This window comes from Halobacillus litoralis (assembly GCF_020524085.2).
Taxonomy (GTDB): Bacteria; Bacillota; Bacilli; order Bacillales; family Halobacillaceae; genus Halobacillus; species Halobacillus litoralis_E.
In genome coordinates this window covers 1,724,237-1,740,995 of the sequence record NZ_CP129016.1, presented here as the reverse complement: position 1 = coordinate 1,740,995, position 16,759 = coordinate 1,724,237, and the positions used below count along the sequence as shown (strand labels likewise).

Here is a 16,759-nt window from a genome sequence, read left to right as displayed (position 1 = left end):
TGAAGGAAAACAGCGAAAATCAAAGAATTACTAAAGTATAAACTTTTAAGGAGGAATAGATTTGAAGTTGAAAAAACTAGCAACATTATCACTGGCCGCCACGCTGGTCATCCTGCCGACAACAGGGCAAGCATTCGCCGATTCTGAGCCGGAGTCATTGAACAAAATCAACGTACAGGAAGACAAAGGAGAGTTCGTAAAAGGAGAAGTTGTAGTTAAGTTCAAAAATGGGAAGTCTTTGAATGACCAACAACTGAAAAAATTCGGAGCAGATGAAGTGACAGAAGAGCGTTCTTTTGTAGATTCCAAAGTAAAAGTACTTAAAGTCGGAAACGTAGAGGCTGTCGCAAAAGCACTAAGCAAAAACCCGAACGTGGAATATGCAGAACCAAACTACGTTTTCGAAGCATCATGGACACCAAACGATACTTACTATAGTGGATACCAGTATGGTCCACAAAACACGGACACAGAAGCCGCATGGGATATTACACGTGGTAGCAGCAGCCATGAAATTGCCATCATCGACTCAGGGGTTGACTACAATCACCCAGACCTTGATGGAAAAACTATCAAAGGTTATGACTTTGTAGACAACGATAATGATCCAATGGACTTGAACAATCACGGGACACATGTCGCAGGTACGGCAGCGGCAGAAACGAATAACAGATCCGGTGTTGCCGGCATGGCTCCAAACACGAAGATCCTTGCCGTCCGAGCACTTGATGCAAACGGCAGCGGTTCTTTGTATGACATCGCCGATGCCATCCGTTATTCGGCTGACGTAGGCGCTGAAGTCATCAACCTTTCTCTTGGCTGTAACTGTGACACGCAAACGCTTGAAGATGCAGTAAACTATGCCTGGAATAATGGATCAGTCGTCATTGCCGCTGCAGGTAACGACGGTGTATCCACAACATTTGAACCGGCTTCCTATGACAATGTCATCGCTGTTGGTGCTGTAGATAGCAATAACAACAAAGCCTCCTTCTCTAACTACGGAACCTGGGTAGACGTTACAGCTCCAGGTGTCAGCATCGCTTCCACTGTACCCAACAGAGGATACGCCTACATGTCTGGTACATCCATGGCCTCCCCTCACGTAGCAGGCTTGGCTGGATTGCTTGCATCTCAAGGACGTTCCAACAGCAATATCCGTGCAGCAATCGAGCAAACGGCTGATCCGATCTATGGTACCGGCTACTACTTCGAACACGGTATGATCAACTCTTACGACGCAGTAAACTATTAATCTAAAAAGCGGCCACCTTTTCGCTTTTTTTGTTTCACAATAGCTCCCTATCCTTGAAGACTCAGTTTCGAGACGATTATGTGGTTCTAGGGGATCCGGGAAAAGATTCGCTTTCCATGGGGCGGGCGGTGAGCCTCCTCAGGCTACGCCTTCCGGGGTCTCACCTGTTCCACACGTCCCATAGGAGTCTCACCGTTTCCCTCCGCCCCTTTACCTTATGAGTGTCTCGAAACCACTTCTGGAATAAGCAGCTTTCCTGCTTGATGGAAGTGTGAGAATTAAACTGCCCAGCTATGTATTCGGATCCTGAAAGCTTGATATAGAGCGCTTTATACTTATAACAGTGGGATAGTGGAAGGCAGTCCCTCTGGGCAAAGGGGTTCGTTTCTCATATATAAATTGGGGTGGTTGGGAAGCTGCGAGACCGTGGGAGAAAGGAGATAGGCGAGATCCCGCAGGACGAAGTCCGAGGAAGCTCGCCACTCCCCCACAGGAAAGCGAGTAGCTTCCCAGCCACCCAGATGCTCCACAAGGCAACGAACCCCCATTATCTCGAAACTGAGTCTTCCACAATCCTGCCATATAGTTGAAGATCATCGTCATAGGTGAATGACTATTTTATTGACCTTCTCACAGGAATTAGCTATATTAATAGTAACAAGGGGAGTAGCGACCGTATAATGCGGTTGGTGAATCGTCATTTCAGTGTGCAAACACTCGGTTCACCAAACTATGACCATAGTACGCAAGACCTTGGCCTGCACGAAATTAGGGGCCAAGGTCTTTTTTTATTGGCTCAATCCAGAGGAGGAAAACGATGAACTTTATCATATTCGCTATCTCAGCCGTTGTAGTCGTACTAGCTGCGGTTCAGCTGAACCGTTATGGGGATGTCATCAGTCAAAAGTCTACTTTAAGCGGAGCTGTCGTAGGAACATTCCTTATAGCGGGAGCTACATCTTTGCCGGAATTGACCACAAGTTTAACGGCCGTCTACATCGATAACTCTGACATTGCCGTAGGAAATATGCTTGGAAGTAATGTGTTTAATGTCTTAATTCTCGCAGCTGTTGATCTCATCTATCGCAAGCAAAAAATGTTCAACCGTATTGAGCAGAAGCAGCATCTTCCTTCTGCGATCGCTGGGATCATCTTTACGCTGGTTGTCGTAGTCTCGCTATACATGAGCTCTACCCTTTCGCTTTTTAATATAGGAATCGAAATGTTCCTCCTTGTCGGGTTGTACATCCTGACCGTCCGTTTCTTTGAAAATGATGAAGCAGAAGAAATGGACGAAGCAGCAGCCACAGGCAAAACGGTTTCCTTAAAATCGGCAAGTATTGGTTTTGCCATCAGCGCCGTGGTGGTTTTCGCTGCCGGTAGTGCGCTGTCGATATCCGGGGATCAACTGGCTCAACAAACCGGGATGAGTTCAAGCTTTGTTGGGAGTTTCTTGATTGCTGCTTCCACCTCTCTGCCTGAACTTGTCACCGTACTTGTAGCGTTTAAAATGGGGAATTACGATATGGCAGTGGGCTCCATTTTAGGGAGTAACTTGTTCAACCTGCAGCTTCTTGCTATTACCGACCTCTTTTATCAAAACGGTCCGATTCTGAATTCGACATCAGGAAGCAACCTCCCGATCGCCCTTTTATTCATTGGGATGATGGTGCTGACGATTTTCATGATGGTAAGAAAAAGTGTCGAGAGCTTCGCTCGCTATGCAGCTCCTTCCCTCCTTATTGTCGTCATGTATTTTGTCTCTTCTTATTTCCTTTTTTAAACGTCAAAAATCCGCAGACATCATCGTCTGCGGATTTTTCTATAGTACTTTACTTAAGAACTCCTGCGTTCTAGGATTTTGTGGATTTCCAAATAAGTTAGCTGGTACATCCTCTTCCATGATGATCCCTTCATCCATAAACAGAACCCGGTCGCCAACTTCGCGGGCAAATCCCATTTCGTGGGTGACGACCACCATCGTCATCCCTTCCTGGGCTAATTCTTTCATAACCGCTAATACGTCCCCGACAAGTTCAGGGTCAAGCGCTGAGGTCGGTTCGTCAAACAACATGATGCTTGGTTCCATCGCTAGTGAACGGGCGATCGCTACACGTTGTTTCTGCCCACCGGAAAGGCTTTCAGGATAAGCGTCCGCTTTATCACTCAGACCGACTTTTTCAAGGAGTGGGCGTGCTATTTTTTCAGCTTCCGCTTTCTTCATTTTTTTCACTTTGATTGGACCAATCGTAATGTTATCAAGCACGGTCTTGTGCGGGAAAAGGTTAAAGTGCTGAAACACCATTCCGACACGAGAGCGGACATCATTGATATTGATTTTAGGATCAGTCAGGTTGTCGCCTTGAATGATGACTTCTCCAGAAGTGACTTCCTCAAGCAGGTTCAAGCACCGTAAAAACGTACTCTTTCCAGAACCAGATGGCCCGATGACACAGACCACTTCTTTTTCTTTGATTTCTGCATTGATTCCTTTCAACACTTCGTTGGAACCGAATGATTTATGCAAATCTTTGACGGTAATCATTACACATCCAGTCTCCTTTCAACTCTTCTCAAGTACACCGCAGTCGGTACCGTGATAATCAAGTACATCACACAAACCATCGTCAATGCCTGGAAGGCCTGGAACGTCATTCCGTAATACTGCTGTCCCATGTAAAGCAATTCTCCTACAGCGATGACGGAGAAAAGGGATGTATCCTTCAAGCTGATGACGAACTGGTTGCCAAGCGGTGGAATCATTCTTCTGAAGGCTTGCGGCCAGATGATGTAACGCATCGTCTGATTTCTTGTAAGACCGATGGAACGTCCAGCCTCTTCCTGCCCTTTATCGATCGAGTAAACCGCGCCTCGTACGATTTCTGCTATGTAAGCACCTGCATTAATGGCAATCGCTATGATAGAGGCCGTAATTTTATCAATATTGATACCGGTTAAATCCGATAGACCAAAATAAATGAATAGAATCTGTGCTAAAATCGGGGTCCCGCGAACCGCTTCAACGTAAACCGTCGCAAGTCCGTATATGATTTTATTTTTCGACAAACGGGCAAATCCAAAGACCGCCCCGAGAACGAATCCGAAAATCAATCCAACAAAAGTGATGAGTAGTGTCCATACCAGTCCTTCAAGCAAAAACGGCATGACACGAAAATAGTGCGATTCCGTAATGAACTCCATATATGTATTCGCTCCTTGTGTTTTGAATGGTGTAATGGTTCATGCCAAGTATTCAATTCATGGAAAAAGCGTAACAAGCCAATCACTTGCTACGCTTTTCTGATCAGCTTCTCTCTATTACTCCGAAGATTCTGTGCCGTATTTACGCTCACCGAACCATTCTTCGTAGATGTCATCGTATGTGCCATTATCAATCAATGTCTGCAATGCTTCATTCACATCGCTCACAAGTTCGGAATCCTTAGGGAATGCGATTCCGTATTGCTCACCCTGCAAAATGTCTCCAGCTGTTTTTAAGCCTTCAGAGTCATTCGCTACGTAGTATTGGACGTTAGGGACGTCATACATAACCGCATCCAAACGACCAGACTCAAGGTCCATGTACGCTTCGACGATTCCAGGGAATGTAATCAACTCTGCATCCGGGTGGTTTTCACGGATGTACGTTTCACTCGTTGTACCAGAACGAGTTCCCACCTTTTTACCTGCAAGGTCTTCTTCGGACTGGATTTCATCATTATCTGCGCTTACCGCAAGCATTAGACCAGCATCATAATAAGGATCAGAAAAATCGATGGTCTCTTTACGTTCATCAGTAATCGTCATACCAGCAATACCGATGTCATAACGACCGGATTGCATACCAGCGACTACGCCATCAAACTTCATAGATTCAATTTCAATATTGAACCCAGCTTCGTCAGCAATCGCTTTGATCAGATCAATATCAAAGCCTTCCATTTCTCCCGTTTCCTCGTTCATGAACTCAAAAGGAACAAAGTTGTTATCCGTCGCTACTGTGTATGTTTCTCCACCGGAATCCCCTTCGGAGTCTCCGGATGTACCGGATTCGTTGTCACTGCCACAGGCAGCAAGAAGCATACTTAAAGCCATAACCATAATGAATAAGTACCATTTTGCTTTCATTCATTTTTCCCCCTTTTATTATGTGACTTCTATTATCTCAAATTTTACTACTCTTGCAAATTTTCTGAATAATACTTTTAACGCTTTTTTTGACCGAAAATAGCGATTCTATTAAACTTTCCGGATAATTACTCACTTTTTCTTTGTTTTTTGTCAATTAACTAACGAATACGACAAGAAATTATGAAATAAGAGGGTTAATCACAGTCTGAAAGGGTAATAGGGTATAATAGGGGATAGTTCCTAATCTTGTGAAAGGGAAGGTTTTACATGTCGGAAGAATATCACTATGGATCGGAGCAATATTATTCTCTCAAATCAGCTGCTCAAAAGATCTTTGAAGTCATAACTCAGCGACTTGATGTACAGACCACTTACATCACAATGAGAGACAAAAACTCCATGACTGTACTGAGTTCGTTAAATAAACAGGAAGAAATCGTCCCCGAGGGGTTCACGATTGATTATGAAGAAAGTCACTGCCGGTTAATCATTAATGATCAAGACCAAATACTTAGAACAAACAACTTAATGGAAGACAAACTCACTTGCGAAATGGAAGCCTCTGCTCTCTTAGAGGTAAAAGGATACCTCGGCGTGACGCTGAAAGATTTAAAAGGAAGTGTGTTCGGGACTCTTTGCGTGATGGATAAGGAAGAAAAAGATTTTAAGGAAGAAGATATCGAATTTCTACAAACCATTGCGTCTGTCCTTTCTCACATGATTGACCTTGATCAGACCCACTATAATATGGGATTGATGAATGCACCGATCATCCCGATTACTGATGGCGTGTCCGTAATCCCTATCCAGGGCATTGTTGACGAAGAACGTGCGGACAAATTGATGGGCGATGTCCTTCGATATGGAAAAGAACAGGATATCGATTATTTCGTCCTCGATCTTTCCGGATTAGTTGTACGAGACCAGTTTTTCTCCGAAATGTTACCGAAGCTGATTCACGCTCTACAAGTAATGGGGATTGAACCAATGTTGACGGGTATTACCCCGGAAATAGCACAGAAAGAAATCGAAACCAATGTGCTGGCTAAAACCAAACCTAAGACTGTTCCGAACCTGCAGACAGCACTTTCAACTATTGGGTTTAAATTAGTAGAGAGTCATTAATACCAGTCTCGTTGGCAAGGTTTTGTTTCATATCGTTTATCCATACGAAGAGCTCCACCTTTGGATGGTGGAGCTCTTTTTTTTTAAAACTAGTTATTTTCCCAGCTCCAACACGCGCGCGATCTTTTTTAAATCTAGTAATAGAATGTGGGTGTTCTCACGAGTCATCCTTCATTTGTTTTGTTGCATCCATTCCAGCATACGAAGGTCGGGGGAGTTGAAATATTTGCTAGGCTCGTTAGCACCTTTTATCGTATGATAAAAATAAAAAGGACGAATGTCATGATTATTAAGCAGCGTGCATTTCCACGAGACATCGAACAACTGCAAGCAATAGAACGACGTCTTCATGAAAGCCACCCCCAAATGCCAAAAGTTAAAGAACACCTCAAAAACCGTCTCTCCGGCCACAAAGGAGAACTCGCTCTCAACTTTCCACTCTCCTATCTCCCCGAACACTACCGAATCTTCCATCACCTACGTCTCTATGACGGTACCCACTATTTCCAAATTGACTGCCTGGTTATGACGAACCAATGGATCTTGATTGTTGAAGCGAAGAATATTGGTGGAGAGTTGTTTTACAATCAAAGATTCAACTTTCTCTCCAGAACATGGGATGAGGGACCGCAAACGTTTTCTGACCCTGTTCTTCAAGTGAGGAGACACCGAAGACAGTTTCAGCAATGGCTTCATTTAAAAGGTTTTCCAGACGTTCCTATTTACTGCCTCGTTGCCAACAGTCATCCTGGTACTTCGATAAAGACCGATGATCCTTCCCTTGATATCGTTATCCGTACGGAAGCTCTGCCGGAAAAAGTGGAAGAGATTATCTCTCAGCACAACGATTTACAGAAGTTAAGTACCTCTTCTCTTCATTTACTATCTAGCGAATTACTATCTGACCATACAGATAATGAATTTGATTATATTGAATATTTCTCTCTTTCTATAATAGATTTTAAACGAGGGGTATTTTGCACGAATTGTACCGCTCTCCCTATGAAAAGAAAACGCGGAACTTGGCAGTGCGGTATTTGTCTTCATAAAGACCGGAGAGCGCACATCCCTGCACTAAGTGATTACTCATTACTTATGGGACCTAGAATTAATAACCTTCAAGCAAGAAGTTTTTTGCTTATCACCTCTCCCTCAGCTATGCAAAATATACTAAAAGATATGAATTTAAGATCCGAAGGGGAGAATAAAGGAAGAGTGTACTTTTTGTAATAGTTTAATTGATATATTTCTATTTCAGCCGATATATCTTGATTTTAATTGATATATCCCATTTTTAATTGATATAACCAAAATTCAGCCGATATCCGCCGACCACCACACTTCCCAAACACAAAAAAGACGACCTCATCAAGAGATCGCCTCACCACTTCGGCCTAGGATCAGCCTCCATCAATAAATCTACCAAATGTACAGCATCCATCCCCAAACCTTCACGCTCCACTCCAAGCTTCATCTGCAGCTGACAACCGGGGTTTGAAGTCACAACACCACCAGCTCCCGTGCCACACACATCCTGCATTTTGACGTCCAGAATATCCATCGCTTCTTCGTAGTTTGTGATATTGTACACGCCAGCGGATCCGCAGCAAAACTCCGGCCGCTCCAACTCACGCAATTCCACACCATGAATGCGGCGAATCAAATCCAGAGGTTCGCTCGTCACCTTCTGTACATTGCGCAAATGACAGGAAGGTTGATAGGTAACGGTCTTTGCAAGCTCTTTTTCAAAAGTGAGCCCGTCCAACTCTACAAGCACTTCAGAAATATCCCGCACTCGATCAACAAACCTTACCGCACGCTCATGCCACTCTGTGCCCTCATCAAACAAATGCGCATACTCCACCAAACGCGCGCCACAGCCACCAGCATTATTCACGATATAATCGAAGCCTTCTTCCTCAAAAGCTTCAATATTCCGCTTGGCAAGTTCTACCGACTGGTCCACTTTGCCTGTATGAGCGTGAAGAGCCCCGCAGCACGTCTGCGCTTCTGGGAAAACAACCTCAGCGCCACTCCGCAGCAAAAGCTCCACCGTATTCTGATTCGTTTCAAAAAAGACGCTGTCCATGACGCATCCTTTAAAGAATCCAACCTTTGCCGCAGCCGGCCGCTTACGTACATACCGATCCGCACGGGCACGGCGATTTCTCGGTCCAGGCATACTCGGCAAAGCCGATTCAAATTCATGAATTCGAAGCGGAGCTCTTTTCGTCAGCCCAAACCGCTGCGAAACCTTCTGCAACCCACTCTTCTGATAAAGCCAAGTCACATTCCCCAACGCATTCATCCATTTGGTAGAAGGAAAGAATGACTGGAAAAAGAAATCCTCCACTAGCCGGCGCCGGCGCGGCCTTTCCTCATCAATCACACGCTTGGCTCCTACAAAGATCTCTCCATACTGAACGTTCGTTGGACAGACGGTCGTACAGGCCATACAGCCAAGACACTTTTCAATCGGTTCCTTCAAATCTTCGACGGACGCTTTTCCTTCGGCAACCATCTTCACAAGATTGATGCGCCCTCTCGGTGAATGGGTTTCTTTTTCCATCGTTTCATAAGTGGGACAGGCCGGAAGACAATAGCCGCACTGGACACAGTCGAACGTCTTGTCATAATTCAGGCGTTCCTTCAGCGAACTACTCATGGTGCAGCACCAACTTCTGCCCCTTTTCAGGAAAAACTTTGCCCGGGTTCAAGATGCCATTCGGGTCCCAGCTGTCCTTAATCCGCTTCATCATGTCGAGTCCGACTTCTCCAAGTTCAAGCTCCATGAACGGCGCCTTCATCGTACCGATCCCGTGCTCGCCGGAAAGCGTGCCGCCAAGATCGAGAGCAGCCTGAAACATGTCCTCCACCGCTTGTTCAACAAGCTTCATCTCTTCCACATTGCGTTTGTCGCATAAAATGTTCGGGTGCAGGTTGCCGTCTCCGGCATGGCCAAAAGCGACCACGTCGAGGCCGTACTTTTCTTTGATGATCTCTAACCGGTCCATAAAGTCCGGGATCTTGCTCCTCGGAACGGTCGCGTCTTCGGATACTTTCGTCGGCTTAATCTTCGCAATCGCAGGTGACACTTGCTTGCGCGCATGCCAAAGTTTGGCCGCTTCCTCATCACTTTTAGGAATGATGATTTCTTTCGCGCCCATCTCTTCCATGATCTCCTCGATCAGGCCCCGCTCGACACGCAGCGTTTCTGGATGTCCATCCAGCTCAATGATGATGACAGCAGCTGCATCGACAGGCAGGCCGACCGGCTGGAAGTTTTCGACGGCGACAATACACGCTTGATCCATAAATTCCATCTTGGCTGGCAGAATTCCTGACGTCAGCGTCTGAGAGATGGCCTCCCCTGCTTTTCGCACTTCATCGAAAGCAACCATAATCGTCTGCACAGCGGGCGGCTTCGGCATCAGCTTCAACGTAGCCCCGACGATGACGCCAAGCGTTCCTTCCGATCCGACGATCAGCTTCGTCAAATCAATGCCCGTGACATTCTTGATCGTTTGACCACCCGTCTTCATGATTTCGCCTTCAGGGGTTACGACCTCCAACCCAAGTACGTGGTCCTTCGTTACTCCATATTTCAGTCCCCGGGGACCGCCGGAGCTTTCCGCAAGATTGCCTCCAATCGTTGCTACATGGGCACTGCTTGGGTCAGGGGCATACATCAGTCCGTGTTTCTCTGCCGCTTTATTGATGTTTCCAGTTAATACACTCGGCGTCACTTTTACCGTCAAGTCGCGCGGACTAAGATCGATGATTGCCGGGAACTGCGACATATCCAAAACAATCCCGCCGTGAACAGGAAGGGGGCCGCCGCTCAGACAAGTGCCGGAACCGCGTGGGTGAACCGGTACTTTATAACGATTGGCAAGCTTCAGAACATCAGCGACTTCCCGATTTTCTTTCACCTGCACCACAGCATCCGGCAGGTGTTCCCCAAAAGAAGCATCAAAACTGTAACTATGACGGTCGGCCAAGGACGTTAAAACACGCTCTTCCGGAAGCAGAGATTGCAGCTCTTCCAACCACTTTTCCATACGATGATTCCTCCTTATCCCTTCGTTTTCTTCCCTTTCAACAAATCCATGACGTCGGTAATTTCATGAAAGTACTCGGAGGCCTTGTCCCATTGTTCTGTGACGACATTGACGAAAAGAATGTCGATCATATGTAACTGGGCAAGACGGGAAGATGTGGCACCACTTCGAAATGGTGCAGGGATCTCCCTTGAAGCTGAAATGTACAACGAAACATCGGCATGTTCTGTAACAGGAGACTGTCCATAACGTGTCAAACTAATCGTCCGCGCTCCCTTTTTCTTCGCGATTTCCATAATCTTCGCTGTTTCATAGGTTTCACCAGAAAAAGAGATGCCGAAAACGACATCGTTCTCCGTTACGTTGGCAATGTTCATCGCCGCGTTATGCATATCTGTAAAAGCAGAGGTCGGCTTGTTCATCCGTAAAAATTTCTGTTGGGCGTCCTGAGCGATGATCCCGGACGCTCCCACACCGAAAAAGTGAATCGCACCCGCTTCATTCAACAGCTTCACCGCTTCCGACAACGTCCGGTAGTCTACCATTTCCGTCGTTTCGCGGATCGCCTGCAGACTGTTGCTCGTTATTTTTTCAACAATTGAATCGGAAGGCTCTCCCGGTTGAATATCCCGGTACCTGGCCTCCGGTTTCTTTTGCAAATCACCGGATATCCTCAATTTCAATTCCTGCAAACCTTTCAGTCCAAGAGACTTGCACAACCTGATGACGGCCGCGCTGCTCGTGGAGCTCAGTTCGCCGAGCTGTGTCGCCGTACAGTGGATCGCTTCATGAGGCTGATCCAAAATGAATTCGGCAATCTTTTTTTTTCAGAAGGTGGAAGCTTGTCTTTCATTTCATTTAAGATAACAAGCCCGCCGGTTAGAGAATTTTTCATTTGTTTCACCACACTTATCCTTTAATGGCTCCCTCAGTCATTCCTTTAACAATTCGGCGTTGGAAAATCGCATACAAAACGATAACAGGAACGATCGCAATGACAAGACTCGCAAACAGCGTCCCCCAGGCATTCGTATATTGCGTTTCATTACTAATATAATCAATCGCAAGAGCAAGCGTATAGTTTTCCTCCGATTGCAGGAAGATGAGCGCCATAAAATACTCATTCCAAAACTGGATCATATTCATAATCGTAACGGTAATAATCCCGGTTGTCGAAAGTGGCGTAATGATTTTCCACAGGATGCCGTATGGAGACATCCCGTCAATCGCTGCCGCTTCTTCCAGTGATTTTGGAATCGTTGCCATGAAACTCGTCAAAACGAAAATACTGAACGGCAATTGGCTGACCGCATAAACGATACTGAGGCCGAAAATGTTATCCAGTAAATTCAGCTGCATCAGTAGGAAAAACAACGGAATCCAGCCAAGGACCATAGGAATCATCATCGCTGAAATATATAGCGTGAACAACAGACGGTTTCCACGGAAGCGCATGCGTTCTAAAGCATAAGAAGTCGGAATGGCCATCGCAAGGGTCAGGGTTGCTCCAAGACCGGTGACGATGAAACTATTAAACACACTCGTATCAATATTGTAATTGCTCCATGCATTGACGAAATTACTGAAACTGAACGATTCCGGCAGTCCCCATGGATTGGCGTAGATTTCTGCGTTGGATTTGAATGCCCCTAACACCATCCAGAAGATCGGATATAAGACGGCCAGAGACCAGATGATCAATGGGATACGTACAATCGTTCTTGAAAAAATACTCCCTTTTTGCACTCTATTCCCCTCCTGTCTGTTAATACTCCACTTTCTCTCTTCTCATCAGGAACTGCATAATTAAAACGGTCAAGAGAGACAAAATCAAAATCATAACACCGATCGTCGCCCCGTATCCGAAATTGTATTTAACGAAAGCCTGTTCATATAAGTAGGACCCCATCACGTGGGTGGAGTTGTTCGGACCACCTTTGGTCATGACCTGGACGATAATGAAAGATCCATTCAAGGTCGTAATGATGATGTACAAAATGGAGATTTTAATTTGTGGCCAGATCAGCGGTAAGGTTACTTTCCAAAACTGCTGCCATTCGGTCGCCCCGTCGATTTCTGCTGCTTCATAATAACTTTTCGATATGTTGGAAATCCCGCCCATCAGCATGAGCATAAACAACCCGATTCCTGCCCAGACAGAAGGTAATACAAGACTTGGCAAAGCCCAGTCTTCACTCCCGAGCCATGGACGTGTCCAGCTTTCAAGACCAATCAATTCGAGGCCTGAATTTACAAGACCGAGACTTGGATTATAGATGAACATCCACAAAATCCCGATGACGACGACGGACATGATATTCGGAAAGAAGAAGACAATCCGGTAAAACGGAGCTTCTTTGATTTTCATTTGTGTTAAAGCTACCGCAAAAAAGGTCGACAGAATCATGATGCCGAACACTTTTGTAATGACAAGGAAGTAATCATGCCAAATCGTTCTTGGGATAATATCATCGCTGAATAACCGGCGGTAATTATCAAAACCTACGAACTCGGCGAGTGAAGATGCCCCCGACCATTTAAAAAAGGAATAATAAAGACCATTGAACAAGGGGTACAACGTGAACACGGCAAACAAAATGAATGTCGGAACAAGACAGAAGGCAAGGAACAAGTTCCGCTGTCGTTTGGACTGGACCATTTACAACCACCTCTTTTTCTAGTTTGAATATGTTTTTACTAGCATCAGTCAAGCAACAGCAGGATCGCTTTCCCACGGTTGATTGGCTTATGCCTTTAAGAAAAATGGAATGTAAAGACGTCCGCCTCCACATTCCACTTGTCCTTTACTCCAAACTGCTGCGGTATTCCGCTGCCGCTTGTTCAGCTTCCTCAACGAACTCTTCAGCTGTAATGTTACCGAGCATCAAAGATACGAGTGAGTTGCTGATCGGCGTCTCAAGCTCAGAACTCATCGGGTGAGGCTTCTGATAGATCTGAACCTGTTCAGGATCATTGATCATCTGGTTCGCATCAATCAAGAATGAAGGAACTTCCTCACTAGAAGCAAGGTCGACTCCTTGCAAGTTCATGATTGCTCCCGTATGTTCAGAGAAACTCTTCGCATATTCTTTTGTGAAAACGAACTCCACAAAAGCTTTCGCTGCTTCTGGGTTTTCAGCTTTTTCTGCAATCGCTAATGGGCGAAGGTCCGGAACGATGGCATATGGTTCGCCTTCATCCTGCATCGGAGAAGGAATGAATCCATATTCGAAATCTTCCGGTGTATCATTCGCCATTTCATTCGGCAACCAGAAACCAACCGGAATGAACGCATTGTCATGAAGCAGGAAGTTCATCTGGGATTGCGTATGATTCAACGCACCGAAACCAGAATCAATCATTCCTTCTTGCTGCATCTGCTCCACTTTTTTTCATGACATTAAGGACAGGTTCACTCGTCCAAGCGCCTTCTGCACCTGTAATGACATCATTAAGTAACTCGTCGCCACCAGCTGCACCAAAGGCAGGGTAAAGCGCGCCGCGTAGGAAGTAGTATGGATATTGTCCTGTCGTAACGAAAGGTTCAATGCCTTCATCTTCCTTAATTTGACTCATCGTATCCATGAAGCTAGGGAAGTCTTTCGGTACATCCCAGTTGTTCTCTTCAAACCAGGCATTGTCATACCAAGTGCCCCAAGTATCAAAGACAAGTGGTAAGCTGTAGATTTCTCCATCGTACGTAGCAGGATCAACAATGAAACTTTCGCCTAAAGCTGAGCCATCCTCAAGCTCAACACCGCTCAACCATTCCGTCATGTTCATGAGCTGACCATCTTCAACCATCTGTGTTTCACTGGAACCGGCACCATCGATATAGACGACATCAGGTGGATCATCGGATACCCAGCGTGAACGCATTTCTTCATTAATATTAGGTCCTGCATGTTCCGTGATTGAAACATCCGGATACTCTTCCCGGAAATCTGCAATGACTTCTTTCCACCATGAATCTCCATAACCACCGACAAAGTACTGAATCTCAAGCTCTCCTGAAACTTCACCGGATTCACCAGACTCTGAGGAAGATTCAGAACTGGATTCCTCTTCTGTACCCTCGCTGTCTGTTTCTTCCGTTCCTGCTCCAGGTGTACAACCGACCAACAACAAGAAAGCGAACAAAACCGCCATCATCAACCAAGCAGATGTTTTCCGCCACATGCTCAACATAAGCTCCCCCTTTTTGATTGGAAAATTTATTTGAAACCATGCTAAATGGTCTTCAAATCATTAAGATTCATCCATGGCCTTTCGCAAATTGCCCTCATTCGCTTGAAGCATTTTTTTCGCTTGATCATAAGAAACGCTCTGCTTCAGCATGACAATCGCCGGCTTCACTTGCAGCTTCGCTTTTTTCAACGTTTCTTCTGCTTCCTCATAGGTCGCTGAAGTACACTCCATTAAAATACTTTTTGCGCGTTCACGCAGCTTGTGATTGCTTGCGTGGACGTCCACCATCAAATTTTCGTAAACCTTCCCGAGTTTCACCATGGACGTGGTAGTCATCATGTTCAACACCATTTTGTGCGCCGTCGCCGCTTTCAACCGCGTCGAACCTGTCAAAACTTCCGGCCCGACGACAACCTCGATCGGGCACTCGGCAAAATGACTGATCTCGGAATGATGGTTACAGGATAAGGAGATCGTATAAGCACCAATCGAACGCGCGTGTTTGAGAGCTCCAATTGGATAAGGCGTGCGACCGCTGGCAGTGATCCCAACAACGACATCGTCTGAGGTGATTTTTCTTGCTTTCAAATCTCTTTCACCTTGAGCCGCATCATCTTCTGAATTCTCTTTGGCCTTGGTGAAGGCGCCCCCGCCCCCGGCCATGACTGCTTGAACCATATCCGGATCCACGAGGAAGGTGGGTGGACATTCGGATGCATCTAAAATGCCCAGCCTGCCGCTCGTTCCTGCTCCTACGTAAAAGAGTCGGCCTCCCTTTTTCAAAGAAGAGGATATATGATCCACAGCTTTCGTAATCGCTGGCAAAACCTGTTTGACGGCTTCTGCGACTTTGTGGTCCTCTTCATTCATGACTTTCAGAATTTGTTCGGTTGTCATTTCATCCATGTTTTTCGTTCGTTCATTTCGTTGCTCTGTTGTTAGGAACGTCAAGGAATTCGTCACCTTTGGCACCACCTTTTATAAATTTTCCGGGATTGCTAATAGCGCTGCTCCAAACTCAGGTGGAGCATAGGGCTCTTTATATACGCCTAACCCTTTCGTTTCGATCTGTTGGATGAAGTGCTGTTTCAGGATTTTAGAATGCTTGAAAATAGACCCTGCAGCTGTAATGGCTGCATCTCTTTCAAAGCCGCGGCGAGCGATACTTTCCACATGTAAAACGAGCTGATCGGCAGCTTCTTTCAATATTTCCACCGCGACTGCATCCTTTTGTTCCGACGCTTCTATTACACATGTCGCAAGCTTGGCAATCTCGTGTTTTTCATGAGACCTCCCATAAATGTGACGGACAAGATCCTCAGGCTTTTGGAGATTTAACTTCTTCAATATAAGAGGGGTAATAAGCGTTTCCTCTCCACGTCCATCTGCGGCTTTCGCCATTACTGATAACGCTTTCAAAGAAAGATAGTATCCACTTCCTTCATCCCCAATCAGGTGTCCCCAGCCTCCACATTTATGGATTTTCCCTTCACGATCTATGCCAATTGCATTCGACCCTGTGCCTGAGATAACAAGAATTCCAGATTCATCTTTTAGGGAAAGCGCTCCTTTCAGCGCGGCTAAACTATCGGATCCCACAAATGAGTTTAAATTTTCAGAAAATGATAAATTCCAAAAAATATCCTGCACGATCGTTCTCATTTTTTCTTCGTCCTCAGGTCTACCAATACCAGCAAGTCCGAAGCCAATGCCTATGATCTGTGCAGAATCTACGTTGAATGTTTGTAATCCATTTTTGATAAGAGCCGTTAAACGATGCCCCGCTTCCTCAAAACCAATCTGATGAGGGTTGGTCCCTAGCCCCTGCATGACTTTTGATTGTTCCGGGTATGTACAGTGATTTGCTTCAAGGAACAGGCACGTCGTTTTTGTCCCGCCTCCATCTATTCCAATCACATAGTTCATGGACTTCCTCCAAATCTTTGTTGGCTTAATTATAAAATTTATGAATTTTTATGTCAACATATGTTTTGAAAAA

The 16,759-nt window shown here is 45.6% G+C and carries 13 protein-coding genes and 2 pseudogenes; 4 read left to right on the top strand and 11 right to left on the bottom strand.

Features of this window, described 5'->3' with window-relative positions; all coding sequences use genetic code 11:
• Window positions 1-61 precede the first annotated feature (61 nt).
• Together LC065_RS08700 and LC065_RS08695 are read left to right on the top strand one after the other, a co-directional pair.
• Complete coding sequence (locus tag LC065_RS08700) at window positions 62-1,255, top strand: S8 family peptidase (protein WP_306163898.1); 1,194 nt, start codon at window positions 62-64, stop codon at window positions 1,253-1,255.
• 817 nt (window positions 1,256-2,072) lie between these two features.
• On the top strand, window positions 2,073-3,038 hold the full coding sequence (locus LC065_RS08695) for a sodium:calcium antiporter (RefSeq protein WP_226592146.1): 966 nt from the start codon (window positions 2,073-2,075) through the stop codon (window positions 3,036-3,038).
• Window positions 3,039-3,077: 39 nt separating this feature from the next.
• On the opposite strand, the gene LC065_RS08690 is transcribed toward LC065_RS08695, so the two are convergent.
• The 3 genes from LC065_RS08690 to LC065_RS08680 all read right to left on the bottom strand — a co-directional run bounded on the left by LC065_RS08690 (window position 3,078) and on the right by LC065_RS08680 (window position 5,383).
• Window positions 3,078-3,800 (bottom strand): amino acid ABC transporter ATP-binding protein, encoded by a 723-nt coding sequence (locus tag LC065_RS08690; protein ID WP_226592149.1) that lies wholly within the window; start codon window positions 3,798-3,800, stop codon window positions 3,078-3,080.
• Window positions 3,800-4,456 (bottom strand): amino acid ABC transporter permease, encoded by a 657-nt coding sequence (locus tag LC065_RS08685; RefSeq protein WP_115822824.1) that lies wholly within the window; start codon window positions 4,454-4,456, stop codon window positions 3,800-3,802. Before LC065_RS08685 ends, LC065_RS08690 begins: the two co-directional genes overlap by 1 nt.
• Before the next feature lie 117 nt (window positions 4,457-4,573).
• Window positions 4,574-5,383 (bottom strand): glutamine ABC transporter substrate-binding protein, encoded by an 810-nt coding sequence (locus LC065_RS08680; protein WP_226592151.1) that lies wholly within the window; start codon window positions 5,381-5,383, stop codon window positions 4,574-4,576.
• A gap of 270 nt (window positions 5,384-5,653) precedes the next feature.
• On the opposite strand from LC065_RS08680, the gene LC065_RS08675 reads away from it, so the two are divergent.
• Together LC065_RS08675 and LC065_RS08670 are read left to right on the top strand one after the other, a co-directional pair.
• Window positions 5,654-6,511, top strand: a complete 858-nt coding sequence (locus LC065_RS08675; protein WP_226592153.1) for an STAS domain-containing protein — start codon at window positions 5,654-5,656, stop codon at window positions 6,509-6,511.
• A gap of 282 nt (window positions 6,512-6,793) precedes the next feature.
• Window positions 6,794-7,741 carry a nuclease-related domain-containing protein gene (locus tag LC065_RS08670; RefSeq protein ID WP_226592155.1) on the top strand — a complete coding sequence of 316 codons (948 nt, stop codon included), beginning with the start codon at window positions 6,794-6,796 and terminating at the stop codon, window positions 7,739-7,741.
• A 151-nt stretch (window positions 7,742-7,892) separates the two neighbouring features.
• Here LC065_RS08670 and LC065_RS08665 read toward each other — a convergent pair whose 3' ends face one another.
• From LC065_RS08665 to LC065_RS08630, 8 genes and pseudogenes are all read right to left on the bottom strand, one after another.
• On the bottom strand, window positions 7,893-9,176 hold the full coding sequence (locus LC065_RS08665) for a (Fe-S)-binding protein (protein WP_306163896.1): 1,284 nt from the start codon (window positions 9,174-9,176) through the stop codon (window positions 7,893-7,895).
• The gene (locus LC065_RS08660; protein WP_226592159.1) at window positions 9,169-10,572 is read right to left on the bottom strand and encodes an FAD-binding oxidoreductase; all 1,404 of its coding nucleotides are present in this window, start codon (window positions 10,570-10,572) and stop codon (window positions 9,169-9,171) included. The genes LC065_RS08665 and LC065_RS08660 overlap by 8 nt, the downstream gene beginning before the upstream one ends.
• A 14-nt stretch (window positions 10,573-10,586) precedes the next feature.
• Window positions 10,587-11,467 (bottom strand): annotated as a pseudogene (locus tag LC065_RS08655) (MurR/RpiR family transcriptional regulator).
• A gap of 14 nt (window positions 11,468-11,481) precedes the next feature.
• On the bottom strand, window positions 11,482-12,318 hold the full coding sequence (locus LC065_RS08650; protein ID WP_226592161.1) for a carbohydrate ABC transporter permease: 837 nt from the start codon (window positions 12,316-12,318) through the stop codon (window positions 11,482-11,484).
• Window positions 12,319-12,337: 19 nt separating this feature from the next.
• Window positions 12,338-13,231 carry a carbohydrate ABC transporter permease gene (locus LC065_RS08645; RefSeq protein WP_226592163.1) on the bottom strand — a complete coding sequence of 298 codons (894 nt, stop codon included), beginning with the start codon at window positions 13,229-13,231 and terminating at the stop codon, window positions 12,338-12,340.
• A gap of 145 nt (window positions 13,232-13,376) precedes the next feature.
• A pseudogene (locus tag LC065_RS08640) lies at window positions 13,377-14,760 on the bottom strand (ABC transporter substrate-binding protein).
• A gap of 60 nt (window positions 14,761-14,820) precedes the next feature.
• Entirely contained in the window at window positions 14,821-15,723 is a 903-nt protein-coding gene (gene murQ / locus LC065_RS08635) for an N-acetylmuramic acid 6-phosphate etherase (RefSeq protein WP_226592167.1), read from the bottom strand.
• 15 nt (window positions 15,724-15,738) lie between these two features.
• Window positions 15,739-16,686: an N-acetylglucosamine kinase gene (locus tag LC065_RS08630; RefSeq protein WP_306163895.1), complete on the bottom strand. Its 948-nt coding sequence runs from the start codon at window positions 16,684-16,686 to the stop codon at window positions 15,739-15,741.
• Between the last annotated feature and the right edge of the window lie 73 nt (window positions 16,687-16,759).